At 44.4% G+C, this 19,003-nt stretch carries 24 protein-coding genes; 10 read left to right on the top strand and 14 right to left on the bottom strand.

Annotated features, from left to right (window positions below):
* Positions 1 to 1,147: 1,147 nt before the first annotated feature.
* The 3 genes from DWV53_RS07590 (at position 1,148) to DWV53_RS07580 (ending at position 2,665) form a co-directional block, all read left to right on the top strand.
* Positions 1,148 to 1,525 carry a DUF2958 domain-containing protein gene (locus DWV53_RS07590; protein ID WP_118120397.1) on the top strand — a complete coding sequence of 126 codons (378 nt, stop codon included), beginning with the start codon at positions 1,148 to 1,150 and terminating at the stop codon, positions 1,523 to 1,525.
* 64 nt (positions 1,526 to 1,589) lie between these two features.
* Positions 1,590 to 2,171: a ribonucleotide-diphosphate reductase subunit alpha gene (locus tag DWV53_RS07585; protein WP_117695761.1), complete on the top strand. Its 582-nt coding sequence runs from the start codon at positions 1,590 to 1,592 to the stop codon at positions 2,169 to 2,171.
* A gap of 11 nt (positions 2,172 to 2,182) precedes the next feature.
* Positions 2,183 to 2,665 (top strand): SLOG family protein, encoded by a 483-nt coding sequence (locus DWV53_RS07580; RefSeq protein ID WP_117695753.1) that lies wholly within the window; start codon positions 2,183 to 2,185, stop codon positions 2,663 to 2,665.
* 190 nt (positions 2,666 to 2,855) lie between these two features.
* Here the strand turns inward: DWV53_RS07580 and DWV53_RS07575 are convergent, their stop codons facing one another.
* The 14 genes from DWV53_RS07575 to DWV53_RS07505 all read right to left on the bottom strand — a co-directional run bounded on the left by DWV53_RS07575 (position 2,856) and on the right by DWV53_RS07505 (position 13,637).
* The gene (locus DWV53_RS07575) at positions 2,856 to 3,563 is read right to left on the bottom strand and encodes an SDR family oxidoreductase (RefSeq protein WP_118152751.1); all 708 of its coding nucleotides are present in this window, start codon (positions 3,561 to 3,563) and stop codon (positions 2,856 to 2,858) included.
* Positions 3,564 to 3,681: 118 nt separating this feature from the next.
* A complete protein-coding gene (locus DWV53_RS07570; RefSeq protein WP_118152749.1) occupies positions 3,682 to 4,434 on the bottom strand; it encodes an MBL fold metallo-hydrolase in 753 nt (250 codons plus the stop codon).
* A complete protein-coding gene (locus tag DWV53_RS07565) occupies positions 4,434 to 4,997 on the bottom strand; it encodes a flavin reductase family protein (protein ID WP_118152747.1) in 564 nt (187 codons plus the stop codon). Before DWV53_RS07565 ends, DWV53_RS07570 begins: the two co-directional genes overlap by 1 nt.
* An 81-nt stretch (positions 4,998 to 5,078) precedes the next feature.
* Positions 5,079 to 5,282 carry a hypothetical protein gene (locus DWV53_RS07560; RefSeq protein WP_118152745.1) on the bottom strand — a complete coding sequence of 68 codons (204 nt, stop codon included), beginning with the start codon at positions 5,280 to 5,282 and terminating at the stop codon, positions 5,079 to 5,081.
* Between the two features lie 22 nt (positions 5,283 to 5,304).
* The gene (locus DWV53_RS07555) at positions 5,305 to 6,846 is read right to left on the bottom strand and encodes an agmatine deiminase family protein (protein ID WP_118152743.1); all 1,542 of its coding nucleotides are present in this window, start codon (positions 6,844 to 6,846) and stop codon (positions 5,305 to 5,307) included.
* A gap of 19 nt (positions 6,847 to 6,865) precedes the next feature.
* Positions 6,866 to 8,737 carry an alpha/beta hydrolase fold domain-containing protein gene (locus DWV53_RS07550; RefSeq protein ID WP_118152741.1) on the bottom strand — a complete coding sequence of 624 codons (1,872 nt, stop codon included), beginning with the start codon at positions 8,735 to 8,737 and terminating at the stop codon, positions 6,866 to 6,868.
* A gap of 62 nt (positions 8,738 to 8,799) precedes the next feature.
* On the bottom strand, positions 8,800 to 8,964 hold the full coding sequence (locus DWV53_RS15735; RefSeq protein WP_153113681.1) for a hypothetical protein: 165 nt from the start codon (positions 8,962 to 8,964) through the stop codon (positions 8,800 to 8,802).
* A 3-nt stretch (positions 8,965 to 8,967) separates the two neighbouring features.
* Positions 8,968 to 9,237, bottom strand: coding sequence for a DUF1294 domain-containing protein (locus DWV53_RS07545; RefSeq protein ID WP_118152739.1), 270 nt, complete (start codon positions 9,235 to 9,237; stop codon positions 8,968 to 8,970).
* Positions 9,238 to 9,795, bottom strand: a complete 558-nt coding sequence (locus DWV53_RS07540; RefSeq protein WP_118152737.1) for an NADPH-dependent FMN reductase — start codon at positions 9,793 to 9,795, stop codon at positions 9,238 to 9,240.
* Between the two features lie 24 nt (positions 9,796 to 9,819).
* Positions 9,820 to 11,208, bottom strand: coding sequence for an SDR family oxidoreductase (locus tag DWV53_RS16125; RefSeq protein ID WP_228113721.1), 1,389 nt, complete (start codon positions 11,206 to 11,208; stop codon positions 9,820 to 9,822).
* A 177-nt stretch (positions 11,209 to 11,385) separates the two neighbouring features.
* Positions 11,386 to 11,565 carry a hypothetical protein gene (locus DWV53_RS07520; protein ID WP_118152735.1) on the bottom strand — a complete coding sequence of 60 codons (180 nt, stop codon included), beginning with the start codon at positions 11,563 to 11,565 and terminating at the stop codon, positions 11,386 to 11,388.
* A 28-nt stretch (positions 11,566 to 11,593) separates the two neighbouring features.
* Positions 11,594 to 11,773: a transcriptional regulator gene (locus DWV53_RS07515; protein ID WP_118152733.1), complete on the bottom strand. Its 180-nt coding sequence runs from the start codon at positions 11,771 to 11,773 to the stop codon at positions 11,594 to 11,596.
* 23 nt (positions 11,774 to 11,796) lie between these two features.
* The gene (locus DWV53_RS07510; protein ID WP_118152731.1) at positions 11,797 to 12,558 is read right to left on the bottom strand and encodes a metallophosphoesterase; all 762 of its coding nucleotides are present in this window, start codon (positions 12,556 to 12,558) and stop codon (positions 11,797 to 11,799) included.
* A gap of 104 nt (positions 12,559 to 12,662) precedes the next feature.
* Positions 12,663 to 13,637 (bottom strand): hypothetical protein, encoded by a 975-nt coding sequence (locus tag DWV53_RS07505; protein ID WP_259318940.1) that lies wholly within the window; start codon positions 13,635 to 13,637, stop codon positions 12,663 to 12,665.
* Between the two features lie 230 nt (positions 13,638 to 13,867).
* Between DWV53_RS07505 and DWV53_RS07500 the strand changes: the two genes are divergently transcribed.
* The 7 genes from DWV53_RS07500 to DWV53_RS16120 form a co-directional block, all read left to right on the top strand.
* Positions 13,868 to 15,010, top strand: coding sequence for a metallophosphoesterase (locus DWV53_RS07500; protein WP_118152729.1), 1,143 nt, complete (start codon positions 13,868 to 13,870; stop codon positions 15,008 to 15,010).
* 329 nt (positions 15,011 to 15,339) lie between these two features.
* Positions 15,340 to 15,690: a hypothetical protein gene (locus DWV53_RS07495; protein WP_181992446.1), complete on the top strand. Its 351-nt coding sequence runs from the start codon at positions 15,340 to 15,342 to the stop codon at positions 15,688 to 15,690.
* Between the two features lie 20 nt (positions 15,691 to 15,710).
* Entirely contained in the window at positions 15,711 to 16,292 is a 582-nt protein-coding gene (locus DWV53_RS07490; RefSeq protein ID WP_118152725.1) for a hypothetical protein, read from the top strand.
* A 172-nt stretch (positions 16,293 to 16,464) separates the two neighbouring features.
* Positions 16,465 to 17,217 carry a ParA family protein gene (locus DWV53_RS07485; RefSeq protein WP_181992445.1) on the top strand — a complete coding sequence of 251 codons (753 nt, stop codon included), beginning with the start codon at positions 16,465 to 16,467 and terminating at the stop codon, positions 17,215 to 17,217.
* Positions 17,218 to 17,222: 5 nt separating this feature from the next.
* Positions 17,223 to 17,567: a hypothetical protein gene (locus tag DWV53_RS07480; RefSeq protein ID WP_094881899.1), complete on the top strand. Its 345-nt coding sequence runs from the start codon at positions 17,223 to 17,225 to the stop codon at positions 17,565 to 17,567.
* A 146-nt stretch (positions 17,568 to 17,713) separates the two neighbouring features.
* Positions 17,714 to 18,214, top strand: coding sequence for a hypothetical protein (locus DWV53_RS07475; protein WP_259318939.1), 501 nt, complete (start codon positions 17,714 to 17,716; stop codon positions 18,212 to 18,214).
* A 631-nt stretch (positions 18,215 to 18,845) separates the two neighbouring features.
* The coding region (locus DWV53_RS16120; protein WP_259318941.1) for an Arm DNA-binding domain-containing protein at positions 18,846 to 19,003 on the top strand (158 nt) is incomplete at its 3' end.

The raw sequence follows: 19,003 nt of genomic DNA, 5'->3' as shown, positions 1-19,003 counted from the left end.
CCTGATAGACTTTGCATTTATGTCAGCAGAGCATGACGTAAGTGCAAAGCCCCTCAGTCGGAAGGTGCCCACGAAACGACATGCGGTATCTTACAAACTGAGTAGGTGGGACGCAAGCGATTCCCACTTAATCAGTTTGCCACTACTGCATGTCCATTCGTCGAGAAGGGCACTGGCTCACAGCATCAACCTTCATTTTCCCTCCCTTCCAACCTTATTATAATATCCTGGTCTTCCTCTTTTAAAATGTATTCATGTGGACGTGAATACATATATACATGGATAGGTGTGTACGTGTACACATGAATACAACTTGAAGCCCTCATACCATGATGAGTAGCAGGCCTTTATAGATTTGCATTTTTATAAGCAAGATGATAATGCTTCGCCCCACGCCATGAAGGATGCTACTGGAGTTCCACCTGATAGACTTTGCAGTTATGTCTGCAGAGCATGACGTAAGTGCAAAGTCCCTCAGTCGGAAGGTGCCCACGAAACGACATGCGGTAGCTTACAAACTGAGTAGGTGGGACGCAAGCGATTCCCACTTAATCAGTTTGCCACTACTGCATGTCCATTCGTCGAGAAGGTCACTGGCTCACAGCATCAACCTTCATTTTCCCTCCCTTCCACCTTATTATAATATACTGGTCTTCTTCTTTATAAGCATTCTGTCTTTCCTTATAAATCTTTCGGTTTTCCTTCTTTATAATCTTCGCCCACGCCATAGTCCAGTAAGCATGAACAGTTAGCCAGGGTGTTGTTCTTTCGCAGGCCGATTTTATCGACTTACGAAGGAATAACACGCTGGCTTTTAAACTGTTGATACTTGCTTGGCCTATTCCCACCCGGCTTTTCTATCCCTGCAGTCATTCCCTGTTATACTTTTTCTTCTTACTGAAACCAGAAGGCTTTGATGCCGTATCGTCTTTGGGATTTCGGGATTCTTTTTCTGCAAAGTTATCGCGTATTTGGCAAATAGCAAGTCGTGATTCGGTAACAATCTTCCTTTTCCATGTAACATGCAAAAGAGTATTTTTCCCATCAGACTTGCCTTATTGCCTTGTACGCACTTTGAAAAGCAGAAAAAGCTTCCCGATCCCAAGTCCGAAAGGACTTAACGAAAGGGAGAAAAAATTTAGAGACTATGGCAAAAGATTTCAACAACCGCCTGATTACTCCAGAATTGGAGAAGGCAATGCAGGACTATCCGCTCTATTCCCAGGATAGCAAAAAGAAGGATGCAGTTTGCATCGCAGTGTTTTTCATCGGCAACGCTCGCTGGTACATTCTTGAAGGACAGCGAGAGAATGATGATTTTGTGCTCTTTGGCATCGTTGTAGGTTTGGCTGAGACTGAGTACAGCTACATTTCTGCCAATGAAATGGCAAGTGTGGAGTTGGACGCAACCAAGTTCGGACTCGGCAAGGTCAGAGTGGAGCAGAGAAAGCCATTCCAACCATGTCAGCTTTCTGAAATCATCGACAGAGAGTTGCAGTCTTTCCTCAGCAGACTTTACGATTGAAAACATTTTTCTCGGTGGGTAGTGGCTGATGTCTGCTACCTGCCAAGCAACAACAATTAAAGCTATGAACATGGTACAGGTTTACATCAAGGGACAGGAGGATAAGGAGTTGAGCAGCTTTTTGCGCTATTATCCGGTACGTATCAAGAACATCGGTATGGATGCTTTCTTCGACCGCCAGGTTATCTATGATTTCAAGGATGGTCGAAACCATGTTGATGTGGCGAAGTGCGTGGCAAAGATGCTTGTCAAGAAGTTTGGTCGTAAGGTTCGCAGCGTTGTCTTCTCTTGCGTTCCTGCAAGCAGCCAGGAGCGTAACGAGGCACGCAACAAGAACTTCTCTGAACTTGTCTGCAAGTTTTCAGGAGCAATCAACGGCTTTTCCCATGTCAAGGTTGTTGGCGAACGTACCGCAGTTCATGGCACAAAGGTCAAGAAGGAAGAGCGAGCAAAGCGCTTGAAGGAAAAGAATAATATTGAGGTGGATGCGAACTTCTTCAAAAACAAGATAGTCTGCATTTGGGACGATGTGGTCACTACCGGCACTTCATTCTGTGCCTACACCGCACAATTAGAACAAGTCGGGGCGCACGTAACAAACGGCATTTTCCTCGGCAAGACATCATATAAATACGTACAACAATGAAAAGATAGAACATGACAAAGTTTGACAAGGCTGTTTCGGCAGCCTTTACAGGTCATCGCTTTTACAACTTCTCGCAGAAAGAGGTCATAAGAGAGCGATTGACCAAAGCCATCCTCGAAGCTTACGAGCATGGCATCAGTAATTTTATTTCGGGATTCGCCATCGGTATTGACTTGATGGCAGCCCAGATAGTGCAGTCGCTGAAACCTTCCTGCCCAGGAATGACGCTTACTGCAGCCATTCCTTTTAGAGGTCAGGCAGATAGGTTCAAGCCCGGTGACAGGATGGTTTATGATGGATTGATGGCTTCTGCAGATGAGGTGATCATCCTTTCAGAATACTATTACACCCGATGTTTTCTTGACCGAGACGAGTTCATGGTTGAGAATGCGTCCCTTCTCATTGCCTTCTATGATGGGAGAGAGAAGGGGGGAACCTACTACACTTTCAAGAAAGCCAACTGTTTGGGCATTCCGGTTGTGAATATATATTGAATAACTTGCTAAATATCAAGCTTATGAATGAATTTGTTGACATCATCGTTATCTACATCGTTTTCCGCGTCATCCTCGCTTTCCTGGGCGCATGGTGGCATGGTGACGGACGCAACGATTTCAGACGAGACCGATAAAAGGATTGGTCTCAATAGTTTTGTGTACTATTACTCAATTTCCTATATGAGTATTATTCCAGTTTCCATCCGCAATCACCATGGTAAATCATCTGTCGGGTCATGCCACCGTCGACGCAGATGTTCTCGCCAGTGATGAAACCAGCCTTTTCGGAACAGAGGAAAAGTACCATGTTGGCAATGTCGAGAGGATTGCCGACACGGCCTGCCGGTTGCTGGTAGGCATCGGGACCCTCATACACTTGATAGTCCGTATCTATCCATCCTGGAGAGATGGAATTGACACGAGCCTTGCCTGCAAGACTGACGGCAAGTGCATGTGTGAGTGCTGCAATACCGCCCTTCGCAGCCGTGTAGCTTTCTGTCTGAGGCTGACTCATGCGGTCGCGAGAAGATGAAATGTTGACGATGGAAGCTCCTTCTGCAAGATGATCCTTCAGGAGTTTCACCATGTAGAAAGGCGCTGTTACACCCACTTTGAGCGCATACTCAAATTCTTCGTATGAGCATTCGTCAATGCCTTTCATCAGGGGTAGGGCGTTGTTCACGATGAAATCAACCTTGCCATATTTTTCGATTACCAGTTTCGTGAACTCCTCAATAGCATATCTGTTAGAGAGGTCGCCAACAAAATGATCCAGTCCTTCTTGCTTGTCGATGACTTCTACCAGGGCCTCTTGCTTTCTGAACTCTTCGGCAATACATTTGCCAATGCCTTGTGCGCCACCGGTCACGATGACTACTTTATCTTTGTATTCCATATACTTTTTCTTTTGCGTCCATTGTTTAGATGATTTAATGTGTTATTATTATAGGTGGGTTCTATAAATTCCCACCGTCAAAAGAGTTAACAATTATGGGGTGACTTATAGAACCCACCTATATTGTTATGCTGTCTCCTTCGTGTCCGATGCACCAAAAGGAGACGTCCTTCTCTTTGCAGAAAGGCTCCATGCGCCACGCACTCTCAAACCCACTCATGACAAAGTGCATTGGAACGAACAACCCAACCTTGAAGCGATTTATAAATTGACGCCCTCCAAGCGTATAGCCATTGCCGATGCGTCCGTCCACAGGAAACATCACGAGGTCAAACGAGTCGGTTATCTTTCGGATGTCTTTCAGTTCACCAAGGAACCGCTTTTCCTCTGCCACAGGATTGATGTATTGACCAAACTCTTCACTGAAGACCTCTCCTTCTGGCGTGCCGTCAACAAGGAAGCGTGCGTACCAGTTGCACAAGTCACCAGCATGAAAGATGGTTTTACCTTCTGTCTCCACAATCCAGCTCACGCCACTGTCATTGCTGCCTGTGGCTGACACTTTCAGGTTCTCATCTTCCCATACCGTTCCTTTGGCCATCCATACATCGGTATCCTCTTTCTGCGCTCTTCTGCGTTTGAGTATATCCTTTGACAGGATGTATGTGATATTGGGGATTCTATTCTTCCATCTGAAGATTGCTTTCGTGAAGTGGTCCTCATGGAAGTGGCTTGAAAACACGTACACATGTTTACATGTATTCATGTACCCACTCATGACATCGGCAGGATCCATCCAGTAGTCAAAGACCAGGATGTACCGATCCGTTTCAAGCAGGAATCCACTATGGAAGATGTATCTGAGTGTCATCATTTCAAAGCCTTGCCGTCTGAGAATGCCTTTCCAATGGTCTTGCCAAGTTCGATGTAACCATGATGTATCGGGTCGAACACGATGAGTTCCATCTTCTCCATGTCGGGCTTGCCGTCCTCTGCCAGATAGTTCTCATCTACAAGGATGTTGACTATCTCTGCCACGATGTAATAGCCCTCTTCCGACTCGTCAATCTTTTCCTTGATGCGGCACTCCAATGTCATCGGAAAGTTGGTGAAGACGGGAGCATTTACATTCTCTGACTTCTCGCATTTCCAACCTGTCTTCGCCATCTTGTCTGCATCGTTCTTGGCAGAGACAATGCCCACGAAGTCAGCAGCTACCATGGTCTGTTTTGTAGCAAATGCCACGGTGAAATCAGGGCAACTGTTCAGGTTCTCTGTGGTGGCGTGTGCGCCCATGGAGATCATAATCTCTTTAGCGTCCCATTGACCGCCCCATGCTGCATTCATAGCATTGGGCTTGCCGTTCTTGTCGTATGTGCCGATAATCAAAACCGGCTGTGGAAGCATCCACGATTTTTGTCCAAATGATTTCATTTTTATTCTATTTATTTTGTTATCAATTCATTCAATTTATCTTAAGGAACAATGATGGATATATGTATTTTTGTGGCACCATTATCTGTTGCTTCTTATATCCAATGTTATATCCATATACGAACGCTTGCCGTCTATATAGTCGGCATAGAGGATTTCTTCGCTTCTGCCTTTCAGGACGTGGCATTTGCCACACAGCTCACAGTTGTGCAGACATTTCCATTCGTTCAGGACATAATCCAAACGCTCTTCTCGTGTTGATGATTCAATACTCGGTGCGGTCATTATTGTTGGGTTTATTCAGTCCTCATCTTTGAATGTTCCAACTAATACAATGCAAAGCTCCTCCTTCTTTTGCTATTTCCGTCATTTCTAACAGATGTATATGACAATCAGGAAAGGCGTTTTTGACATACTGATACGCTATATTGTCTTCCTCGATATTGAAGGATGGCATAACAATATGCTTTCCAACCTGAAGAAAATTAATATATGCCCAGTTAAGTTCTTTACAAGGAGAAGAAACAATATCGTTGAAACGCATTTCTGTGACAGAGAATCCATATTCTACCAGAATATCTTTTATCTCTTTTGCTTCTTCTGGATATTCATCACCATGGTTTCCCATTAGAATACGATTATCTCCACACCACCTGAGAAAACCATCAGAGTGCCCATATTTATCAGTATCATCAGAGTTGAAATCTCCATGTAAAGTCCAAGGAATGATTATCACAGGATGACCAAGTTCTGATTCCAATTTATGCTTGAACGCCATGTCTCCCTTTTCGTAATGATTTTCTGTATATACCTTATCAGTCATGACGATATAAGGGCCACAACAAACCATATTACCACCATCAATAATAAGGTTTGTTTTCCGACAGTTTATACCCATTCCATGTAGCACTTTTGTGCAATCTGTTATTGTGTCAGCATCTCCTGGTTTGTTGCTATTTACAAGATAATCTGGATAATAACGATACTTCACGAACTCTTCTTTTCCCAATTGAATGGGCATGTAGTCACGAGCCCAGTAATCCTCCGTGTAATGTAACTCTTTTGTCGTTATTCCAATATCATTCAGCAAGTCAATAAGCCTATGATAGAACTCTGGATGGCCGTCACGTTTATCCTTTAGCCATGTGGAGAAATACACTTCATTAGTGTCGGAATCATGCATCAGATTTTCACAACGAACATACCTATATCTTTTCTCCTCGAATATCGCGAAGTCGTTGCATAGGAGTTCAAATTTTGGATATGACTCAAATTTTCCAATAATGCTACATACTTTTTTTTCAATGTTTTGCTGTTGCGTTCGAAGATTTTTTCTTTTCTCACATACATATGCTACACTGCCATTGTTATGTTCAACCAGGCGAGGGAAATCACCATCTTCACTAACTGCATTGAAAGTCCTGAAAAGCTCAGCGCAAGCCCATGGACCGTCCAGTATCTCACTGCCATCTTTCTTCGTTAATTTGCGTAGAAGAATTCCGCCGAAAGAAGCATTATCATCCAAAAAATAATGTTTTGAAGATTTCTTCTTGTCATTGGAGATGATTTTGGCTTTTATCGAACTTTCAAAATTTAAGTCAATCCCACCAAAATCGTTTATATACCATCGCATTGCCTTGGAGATACGTGGATGTGTAATAATGTCTCGATGGTTCTTGTTGTAATAATAGAACTCAATATCATTGAATAAATAGTGTGAGCCTTCGTACTCAATGACGAAACATTCAAACAACAATTTTGCTATATGGTCGAAATGTCGTTTGATGTCTGGTGCTGTATTACAGCCTTCAATAGACATTAATTGCTTTAGTTCTTCAATTTTGCTCATAAATGAATATTTCGTTATATTATTTGTTACAGATAAACCCAATGGCATCTTTGACTGCTCTGTCAAATGCCGTATCCTGCCCGGGAACTGTGATGAAAAGATGTACGGCTCCTTTATATTCTATCCTCTGTATCTGTCCGCACATTCTTTCTGCAAGATTCAATCCTTGATCGCGCAGAATATCCCTTTCTGCAGCTATGAGCAAAGTTCTCGGAAGCATATTCAACACTTCATCACTACACAGGCCTACGCTGATGGCGGAACAGCGATTGTCTGCATTGATGGTGTACGCCCGATTGAAAGCTTCCATGATTTCGGCATCCAAACCAAAGCCTTTACCATATTGCTTCCATGATTCCGAACCATCGTCAAAAGCCTTTGTCACAGGGTAGAACAGAAGCAAGGATTCTATTTTGCCGCGGCATGTTTCTGACAAAGCTGTGGCCAGGGCAAGGTTGCCTCCCGAACTGTCACCGCCAATGGTGATGTGGTTGACATCAATATGCAGCTCTGCAGCATGGTCGATGATGTAATTCACGGCAGAGATACAATCGTCCAGTCCTTCAGGATAAGGGTGCTCTGGAGCCAAACGATAGTCAGGAGCTATAACTCTCATCTTGCCCGATGCAGCCAGGGCATCACAGAACCTTCCACAACTGTTGATGCTGCCAAAAGTCCAGCCACCTCCATGCAGATACAACAAGACTGGAAGGCGTTGGTCTTGACTTCCCTTGGGCTCATAAAGGCGCATGTTTGGGGTAATCATTTTTGTTTCCACATGGTCAGAATACTTGGGTGGAGCATTCCGGGCATTGCGGACAGCCATCAACTCTTTATTATCTCCATCTATAGCTCTGAGTATAGCCAAGGTCTGTTTGTGTTGTAGATCTGGCGGAATGTTGAGAAGGAAATTATCCGCCTGGATGCGCATCAAACATTGTTCTGCAATCTCTGCCACCTCTTTCTCCTCTTTTGACTTTTGCAAGAAGATGGCAATTGATAAGTGAGAATCGTCGGGCAAAAGAACGATTCCAACATCGTTTCTATCTTGTCTTCCGTCAGAAGAAGGAAAACCAGAACCTGTCTTGTGAATCAGTTTGCCGTCTTTGGGCAAGACTGCTGCTATGCGTTGCTGACCCGTATTACAATCAGCCATTGTATCCCAGATAAAGGAGAGATTCTTGTTGTCATCCCTATGAAGATAAAACCACTCCAAGAGCCTTGCCATTTCTTTTGGAGTGGCTGAGTTTTCTATGGCTCTATGAGGATTCTTTTTCATCTCCTTCTCCGTCAGTTGCACATGGATGTCTTTGAATCCAAGCGTATGGATATATTTCTCTACTGCATCCGGCTGTCCGCATGATGCAAACAAAAGGTCGCACGCATTATTGTCGCTCTGTTTCAATGACCATTCCATTAACTCAGCAAACGTGAAATAACGCATACCTTCAAATATTGAAAGCATAGGCGACCATGTCTCAGCGTCCAGACTATCCTTGTTTACAAGAACAGAGTCGCTAAGTGTCAGTCCTTTCTTGTGCAAGTAGTCTGCTACGTATAAAGCCTGTGGAAATTTCATGACGCTATGCATGGCAAAAGCACTATCCTCCTGATGACCGCAATATAATTCTCCATTCATAATGCTTGCCCCATATGAAAAATATGAGGATTGACCTTTCACCTCTGTAGTCTGGATGTAAGCCAGGAAAAAGGTGAGAAGCAGAAAGAGTAGGATTTCGCTCACTCGTTGAGTTCCTCCCGTGGGGTTGAATATGATTTGATGTATCTCTACCTCTTTGCGATCGAGACCGCTGAGTTCTGCGATTTTACCTGCGTTGAGAGGCTGGCCTGCCTCCTTCATTGTTGCTAATACTTTTTCTTTTGCGTCCATTGTTTTAACGATTTAATGTGTTATTAATATTGTTATCAATTCATTCAATTTATCTTCGCGTATTACCTTCGGTTGTGCCTTACCTGCCAGAATGAGAATCTTTTTCCCATTCCTGTAGATGTGCAGTTGGCTTCGCCTTCCTCCTCCTTGCAAGGCATAGATTGAGCAAGCTCATCTCTGCTCTCTCTGCTCGTTCGGTTGGCTTGTGCGTATTCTCTTTTATTCATTGTTCATTCAAAATTTGTTAGCAGATATACTGCTAAGGCGACCTGCAAGATGATTATTACAGGTATGCCATACTTGAATTTCTTGTGCATCGTCTTGTGATGCCAAAGTCGCATACCTGCCCATGCTCCGATACTGCCACCAATGGCAGCCATCGTCAGCAGGGTAGCCTCTGATATGCGCCATTTGCCTTTCTTTGCCTTGTACTTGTCAATGCCGTACAGGAGGAATGTGACAATGTTGACGGCAAGGAGATAACAGATGATTTCTTCCATTTATCCAATGTATTCAAGGAAAGCGTCCACCTGCAATCTTAGATTCGTCATTTGTTCTTCGGTCAGCATCATGCGCCCTTCCGTCCAAGCCTCCATGTTCAGTTGGATGCCCGTCTGAGGTTCTGTCATTACTTCTGCACGGATAAACGGCAGCGTGAGCAGTCCGGTCAGCTTCCCACGGCACTTGGCTGTTGCCGAAGCACCACCAGCACCGCTCAGCGCCACCTTCTTGCCGTTGATGGCAAGCGGAGTCTGACGGTCACCTGCCATGAGCGGACGTGACAGCCAATCAATGAGATTCTTCAAATGACCGGGGTAACTGTAATTATATTCAGGCGAGAATATCCAGAGTGCATCCGCCTCTGCTACTTTGCCCCTCACTCTCTTGACCGCTTCGGGCGCAGGAAACTCGATGTCCTGATTCATCAGCGGCACATCCGAATAGTCGAGATATTCCACCGTCGCACGCCCGGCAAGCATCTCTTCCACCTCTTTGGCGAGCTTCTTGTTGAACGATTCCTTGCGTAAGGAACCGATGATAAAAAGTATCTTCTTCATTGTCTTCCTATATTTTGATTTTCATTATTGCATCTCGGTTAATGTCCAACCATGATCGCCATGGTAAATCATCTGCCGGGTCATGCCACCGTCGATACAGATGTTCTCGCCTGTGATGAATCCTGCCTTGTCGGAGCAGAGGAATAGCACCATATTGGCGATGTCCATCGGGTTGCCAACACGTCCTGCTGGCTGCTGCACCGCATCTGCGCCTTCGTATTCCTTAAAGTCCGTGTCTATCCATCCAGGAGAAATGGAGTTGACCCTTGCCTTGCCACGAAGTGTGACGGCAAGGGCGTGGGTGAGGGCAGCAATACCTCCCTTAGCAGCAGTGTAGCTCTCTGTCTGCGGCTGACTCATGCGGTCACGCGAGGATGATATGTTTACTATCGATGCTCCCTCAGCAAGATACGGAGCAAGCAGCTTGACAAGATAGAAAGGTGCAGTAATCCCGACTGTCAAGGCATACTGAAACTCCTCCCACGTACATACATCCAGCCCCTTCATCAGAGGAAGGGCATTGTTGATGATATAATCCACCTTACCGTATTTGCCGATTATTTCATCGGCAAAGGCTTCCAACACCTCCTTCTTGGAGATATCTCCAACGAAATGCTCTCCCTCTCGCATATCAATGACCGCCACCGAAGCCCCTTTCTTGCGGAACTCCTCAGCGATACATTTGCCGATGCCATGCGCACCGCCTGTCACGATTACCACCTTATCTTTAGCCGCATAATTGACTTCGTCTTCCTCTGTCGCGACTCGGCATAATCCAAACAAGTTTGGCTTCTGCTCTCGATGCTTCATCGGTTGGTTTGCAGTCACCTCCATGATCATCTTCTGTGCCAACGGGGCATACCAAGTCTTGACTTCCAGCTCTGTGGGCGTGTGTCCGCCAGGGAAGTGATAACTGTTGTTATAGTGCTGCAAGAACAACGGTTCAAAATGAGCCAGTGTGTCTTGTTCACCAAAGAGTCCCCACACCCGATCCTTGTAATAAGGATTACAACAGTCAAACTGTGTGGCTTCGAGTTCCCCAAACTCATTGATGAGTGTTTCGTTGATGATAATTTTCTGGTTACCGTCCATGCGTGGAGCCTTGTACTCATGTTCGCCAATGCGTCCGCTCAGGAAGTCCGTCATCTTGAAATGAGGATTGCCAAGTAGGGCAGGGATGCCCACAACAGGAGAAAGCATCTGTGCAAGGAAAGCACCGCAACTGTTGCCTATGAGCAGGTCAGGCTTCTCCTTGTCGATAAGAATGCGTATGTATTTCAATGCTTCCTTGGGATGGAGAGGCAGGTCGGGAGTCAGCACGATAGCTTGACCATCAAAGGCCTCCCTCAGTGCTCTCGCCATAGGACAACTGCCAGTAGCAAAGAAACCATGTAGGAACAGTATCTTTTTCATGCTATTTATTCTTTTTCTTGTGATTTGTCGGATATACCCTTTCTCTTGATTGAACCAGAATGATTAACTACGGTTCAGCTTGATGCCATACTCCCATCATTTCCAATTCATTGGACGGCCTTGTTTCAGGAAACAGCTCATTCCTTGAATCAATCTGGTCATGGATGCTGATTTTTTCTACTTATTATTTCTCCTGTAAAAGCCATTATAGCTTCCAGTGCTTGAATTCCATATATTTCTTACATTTGCAACAACAAGATTGGTGGTGAGCGGATCGAGACCACGTTCTGCGCATTCCACGGAAGCGAAGAACGATTTCAGGTCGATAGCTATATATGTACGGTTGTCCTCGGTCATAAATAATATGTTGTCGAGTCCTGTACCATCACTCTACAGGTGCCCATTTGCAACGAACAGGAGAGACAATTGCGCCCTCTGCCTTCAGCTGCTTCATAGCTGCATCTACCTCTTTGCGGTCGAGACCGCTGAGTTCTGCAATTTTACCTGCGTTAAGAGGCTGTCCTGCCTCTCTCATTGTTGCTAATACTTTTTCTTTTGCGTCCATTGTTTTAACGATTTAATGCTGTTTCATACTTCAATATATTTTCCAGGATTGAATGATTCATGTTCCCCATGAAATACATATCCCAGCTGATTTGACACACAGTTGGTATTGCCTATCTTCACATCCACGTTGTAGTGAGAGTGACCGAATATCCAGTAATCTATGCCGCTATTCTTGATGTACTCTTCCAATTCCACGGTGAAGGCACCATTGGCTTGACTGTCAGCGAACTTGGGACATTGCATCTGGAAAGACGGAACATGATGTGTGACAACTATCTTTCTTCTGGCCTTGCTGCATGAAACAGCATCTTTCAAGAAAGACAGGCATCTTTCATGTTCACGGTTGAAGTCTGCAAACGTTAGAAGATCTCCATTGAAGATGATGCGTCGGAAGTCGCTTATGACTTGTTCTGTATAATATGCCTCCTTCAGTGGAATTTTAGACCACAATGTTGTTATGAAGAGGTCGGTGTCTCCAATGTGAACAACAGCATTATAATAGCTGTGAACATTGGGACGTATTTCAAGACAATAGCCATCGTTAAGCTTGGCAATGTCATAGTATTTGTAGAACTCATGGTTGCCCATGCAGGCTATAACTTGCTGATAGTTCTCAGAAGCCCAGTCCCAGAAGGGATGCTTGGAATAGTTCTCGCCTCCCAGGTAGCCAATGTCTCCAGCCAGAATGAGAATATCTCCTGTTACTTGCAGGGGATTCTCCTTCAGGAATCTCCAGTTGTCGGCAAACTCCAGGTGGAGGTCTGATGCATATTGTATTTTCATAATTGTTCAGTTGTAAATAATTCGTCTAATTGTTCCAATAAAGCCTCGATGAATGATGAATTCTGATCAAGAGAAGTTGGCTTCAAAAGTCTCACGAAATTTCTCTAATCCTTCCATTCTATTTCATTAATTAAACGTTCAACTTCGCCTTCCACTCGTGGGTCTTCATCCTCACTCAGTGAAATGGCCAATGATAATCTGTCCACCCATTCAGCTTTGGTACCAATGGCGGTGACAGGTGGATATTTCCATGCCTCGATGATAATGTTGCCATCAAATTCGTTAGGTCGCACCAAAACTCCTGATGATTTGAATTCCCGGAGTTGTTTGACTGGCATCATAATCATCCTTTCAGAATCTGGATTCAGCCATGTATAATGCGCAAGTGCATTGATTCCGCATCCAGGGAAATGATAGTCTGAAAGCAGGTCGTCACAGAAAATGCGTTCTTCTACAGGATTGAGGAGGAACGGTTGAGCCTGCTCCCACAGTTCCTTTCCATTCTTGTCGAAGTGGACGACCTTTCGCTTAGATCCATCAGATACTTTCAGGCAAAGTCCCAAGTCTTCAAGGCAAGTTATTCCAAGCGTAATGCTTGCGTATGAATAAGGTATTTTATCTTCTATGTCACGTGCAGCCAATCCTTCAATACTCTCTATCTGCAGATGATAGAGTAGCAGGTATTGGGCTACTGGTGACAGAGCCTTAGCCTGCTTGGTCTTGCGAATGCGCTCATTAGCCAAAAGCATAGGTAAATGAACGTATTTGTCCGAGACTATGAAATAAACATCTTTGTCTATGAGTCTCTGTCTTTCATAAGCTGGACAGTTTGGCAGCAGGAATACGACAGGAAGTTTGAACAGTGAAGCGAGATTGCTTGCTGTAATGGCCAAACTTCGTGGTGGAGCTACCTTTCCTTTAGGTTCGGCGAAAAGTAAGGACATACCGTGGTATTCGCCATCGAAGGACTTGTATGCAAGTGAATCTCCAATGGTGACACCTTTCATCTGCGCCTTCTTCCGTTCTTGCAGCTGTATAGGTCTTCCTAATATGATGACATCATTTCTCATTTTAATCATTCTGCTTCATTTTAATACCCTATTAAAACGATGCAAATATATTAAAATAAACTGGTAAAGCCAAAGTTTTTTGCATTTTTTATACAGAAAGGTTAAAATGTATGCAAAAACCTGATTTTCTTTAAGATAAACATGGTTATTTCCAAATAAAAGAGTATTTTTGCACTTTACATAAATATACGTAAAATATAAGGATAGAGCCGTGATACGGTCTTAGCAATATAGTAATAATGAAATATATTTGGTTGATTATCTTTCAGATATTGCCGATAGTCGGTGTTCTTTATACCGCTTGGCGAATGTGGCATTTACTGCCTTTTTCCATTGCCATGAAATGGGTGGCAGTGGGAGTTTTAGTTATGTGGTTCAGTACCATATTCATCGCCTTTTCGGGAGCGTTAGAGAAAATGCCACTTTTTGCGGCAACAGCAGTTTATGAAGTGGGCTTTTCCTTTATCTTCATCCTGTTGTATCTGGTGATGCTGTTCCTCGTGCTCGACGTTGGCCGCCTTGTTCATATAGTGCCTAAAGCTTGGCTATTTGACAATGGTTATACTTCTATCGGCATTTTTGCCTTCATGCTGCTGATTTTCGGCTATGGCAACATACACTATAATAATAAGGCGAGAGAACAGATTGATATCAAGACCGATAAGGCTATCAGTTTAGAAAAGAAGAGTACAAAGATTGTACTTCTTAGCGATCTTCATCTCGGTTATCACAACCGCCGTTCTGACTTCAGGAAATGGGTGGACATGATCAATGCTGAGCAGCCCGACCTCATATTGATTGCGGGAGACATCATAGACAACAGCGTCCGTCCTTTGATGGAAGAGAACGTAGCTGCAGAGTTTCATCGTCTGACAGCCCCTGTCTATGCTTGTCTTGGCAACCATGAGTATTACAGCAACCAACCAAAGGTAAGGCGATTTTATCGCGAAGCAAGCATTACGTTGCTGCAGGATAGTGTAGCAAAGATAGGCAATCTGTGCATCATCGGCAGGGACGACCGCACGAATATCCAGCGCAAATCCCTGGCGATGATTATGGAAGAGGCAAGAAAGAAGGGCTTCATTTCTGACTTGCATCATGGAAAATATTCGAATGAGTTTCTCATTCTTCTCGACCACCAGCCTTATCATTTGGAAGAAGCTGAACAAAACGGCATAGACTTCCAGTTTAGTGGACACACCCACCACGGACAGGTTTGGCCAGTCTCCTGGATTACCGATGCATTATACGAGAAAGCCTATGGCGCACTTCAAAAGGGCAATACCCGATACTACATCAGTTCTGGCATGGGAATCTGGGGTGGAAAATTTCGCATAGGCACTCAGTCGGAGTATGTAGTGCTGACAATTGAACATAAGTAGAATATAAGATTTGTATATTTATTAAGAGCGGCCTTCGGGTCGCTTTTTTTATGCCTGTACTTTTCCTTGCTGAAAGGATAGCCAGTTATAGGAGGATTTCATTCATCGACTTCTGGGAATAGGTAAGAATTCTGTTGCGAAGGTAACGGTTCTGTCTTATCTTTACAAGGTCAGGGCGCTGCTTTGCTGAAAAATCTCCACACCATTCGAGTAGTATTTTGCAGACAAAACCTTGTATGGATAGCCATAACACCTTCTGGATGCAACATAATTTTTAACCATCCCCGAAGTAGTTGATCTACGAAAGGGAGATAAAATCAGATGGCATTATGACAACAATGAAATCAATTCTCAGCCGACTAACCCAGGCGGTGAACGGCACAGACAAGGAACTCTTCAGTGAGCAGGAGTTGAACCAGTTTGCTTCATTCTATCTTGACAAATGGGATGAGAACACAAGCGAGGACGTGGTGGCAGAGTCTTTCGTGGACTATTGGTGGAACACCGACAGGGCTTGCAGACGATGCTCTGAATGCGGCAAGCTGATGCGTGAGGGTTATTGTGCAGACATGGGAGTAGCCTACTATTGCAGCAAGGATTGTCTGCATAGCGACTTCACAGATGAGGAATGGGCAGAGGAATGTGAATCCAACGACCAGAGTTATTATACAGAATGGTAATCAAATAAATATACAAGACAATGGCTAATCAGGCAACAACAACCTATAAGGTTACAGGAACCCAAAAGGCAGTAAGCAACCTTTGGAACACCCTTCAGCGCATGGAGGTGAACAGCAGGAACATCTGGCTGGATGACCTCGCCAAGCACTATGGAATCGACTATCAGAAGAAGCACATCAGCGTGCGTGGTCACATCTACTGGGCAGAGTATGAGGAGGATGAAGACACCAGTCTGCTTTCCTTCGAGACCGAAACAGCCTGGGATGCTTGCAATGACCTCTTCTTTGAGATAAACCGACTCTTGGATGATGAACTGAGCATTTCCTACAGATGCTGCGAGTGTGGATGTGAGGTCTATTACACCCACGATGAAGGAGATTATTTTCCCGAAGAATGCTGCGTCAGCGCATCCGGCGAACCATTCGAGGATTGTTGCGATGATGTTTACGGCACTATCGGGGAAGCCATCAGGGAATGGACTTCCAAGACCGGCATTGAGCAGGGAGAGCGAACCGATGAGCAGATGATGGACTTCATCAATGAATATGAGTATGAGGACGATGACACCTATTTCTACATCCGCACCTTCACTTTTGAATAAATGCCCCCTCAAATCCTGACGTTTCCCCTGACACTTTGGGTTGTTAGGGGAAGCGTGAAGGAACTTTCGCCAGATACCCGTACCTTTGTACACGTTAATACATGTAGCCACGTACACGTGGAGCCATGTACACATGAATACGTTAATACATATATACAAAAGATTTTATATTATGTCATTGAAAATCATTACATTCGCCAATCATAAAGGTGGCGTTTCGAAGACCACCTCTACAGCCTCCATCGGGGCTTGTATGGCACGTATGGGCAAGAAAGTCCTGCTCATAGACCTTGACGGTCAGGCAAATCTTACCCTGTATTTCATCCCAAATGAAGATGAGGTGCAGGCAAGTATCTTTGACTCTCTGGTTGATGGCGCACCCCTGCCAGTGAAGCACGTCAGGGAGAACCTCGACCTCGTTCCTTCTTCCCTCGAAATGGCAAGCGCAGAGATTGCCTTGACCAATCTCCTGGCAAGAGAACAGCTGCTGAGCCGACTGCTCGAACCCGTGAAGCAGAACTATGACTACATTCTCATAGACTGTCCTCCATCTTTGGGAATCGTTACCACAAACGCTTTCCTTGCTGCAGATGAAATCATCGTTCCGATGACTCCAGAGCTTCTTCCTCTGAAAGGAATGCGAATGCTCGATTCCTTTGTCTCGACCTTGCAGCGAGTGAAGCCGAACCTCAGACTTGGAGGAGTCTTTATCGCCAGATTCAACCATCGCAAATTGAACAAGGTGGTTGAGCAAGCCGTGAAGTCCCGTTATGAGACTATCACCATGAAGACTCGCATCCGAGAAAACATCGCCCTGGCAGAATCGGCAGGCAGCGGTCAGAGCATCTTCGAGTACGACCCTCAGTCGAACGGAGCGAAGGACTATCAGGCATTGACAGAAGAAATTATTTCACGTAATCAGTAAAGACTATGGCAAAGAAGAATATGGACATCCTGCTTGGCAACATTCTCGGTAAGGCTGCCATTCATCCGCAGGACAGATTTGACAGGTCTCCTGGGAATCCTCAGGAGCAACAGATTTCTGCTCCCAACTCTCAGACAGAGAGCGATTCGCCCAATGATGAACCCTGGCGACATTTCTCCTTTATCTGCTCAAAGGAACTCGTTGACAAGGTTCAGACCATCGCCCGAAAGGAAGGTTTCACCATCCGCTCCTTTATGGAATACGTCATGAAACAAGGCGTTGAAGCGTATGAGTCGAAATATGGTAAGGTCAAGAAAATCAGGACTAAAACCATCCGAGAAGTTATGTAGAAAGTGTGGACGTGTAGCCATGTACACATGAATACATTGATACACGTGTACGTTGATACATATATACATATAGACGTTAATACATGTCCACATGTGGATATGAATATAATGAAATTAAATAACATCAAAAACGAAAAGTCATGAAAATGAAAAAGTATCTTTCAATCGCCATCCTTCTGATGATGATGGCTTCACCAGTAGTATTCACCTCTTGCGGCAATGATGACCCGACGGAGGACATCGGAAATCCGGAAACCAAACTGGACGTTTGGACAGAGCCATTCCACATCATGGGTGCGAATGTGGATGAGGTCAAGAGCTATATGGCTCAATCCATGAAGCGTTACCGCCAGGTGGCTGAGACTTCCGGCGACAACATCCCGTTGACCTATATGACAGGGCAGGGTAGTGAAGGCGTTCTTTACAGCTTCTCCCGTCTTAACGGTTCGCTCTATTCTGTCATTGATACGGAGCAAAGTGTGAACCGTGGGCTTGTCATTGACTATCTGAAGAAGCACTACACGCTTGTTTCAGCCGATGAAGCCAGCCTGCAGTACTGCTTCACCAACCAGGAAAAATCCATGGTGATTACAACCATGAAGATTTCAGACTCCTATTTCAATGTGAACTATTCACTGGTTTATTGATAGTAAAAGCCTTAAACATATATAAAAACAGGATTTAACCCCGTAATCTGCAATAAAATTACAAATATCGGGGTTAAAACGGTTTTTGTGGTGCGACAGAGGTAATTTAATCGTTGAAAATCCAGCAAAAGAAAGTTGCTGTTTTTGTACGCAGATATTCGTATATGAATACTTCGATGCAAAAATAGCAACTTTTTGGATTACGTCCGCACTGTGGACGCAATTAGGAAAATCTAACTTTCATTGTTGTTGGTCATGTGGACGTGAATACATGTATATATGTATAGGTGTGTACATGAATACACATTCAAAAACCGTAAAATGCCGAAAAAGAGACTCTTTAAAGCCTTTTTTCTGGAAAAAGAATGACTAAAAAAGCAAAAAATAGCAGATTTGGGCTTTTGTTTTGAGTTTCAAGTGGTTGTGGCAGTTGTTGGCTTTAAGTGACGTTCGTGAGGAAATGCGAAAATAGCAGATTTGAGAAGTGGAAACGCTTTCAATTCATTACCTCAGAAAAACGCCCTAATGAGCTTTTTTAACGGTGTCGGTTCTTGTTTCTCCATTCTGCACAGGTTGTGAATTTGCCATGCAGCTCTCATAGTTTAATTTTGCACTGAACAAAAAGCAAACAATTATGAGAAGTACATTCAAGACAGTCTTCTATGTAAATGGAAGCAAGGAGAGAAACGGAGTTGTCCCTATCATGGGACGAGTGACAATCAACGGAACTATCGCACAGTTCAGTTGCAAGCTGAGCGTGACCAAGGCGATATGGGATGCAAAGGGCAA

The organism is Segatella copri, assembly GCF_003465495.1.
GTDB lineage: Bacteria > Bacteroidota > Bacteroidia > Bacteroidales > Bacteroidaceae > Prevotella > Prevotella copri_G.
The sequence above is the reverse complement of the archived record's forward strand: the minus strand, read 5'-3'. Positions and strand labels throughout refer to the sequence as shown.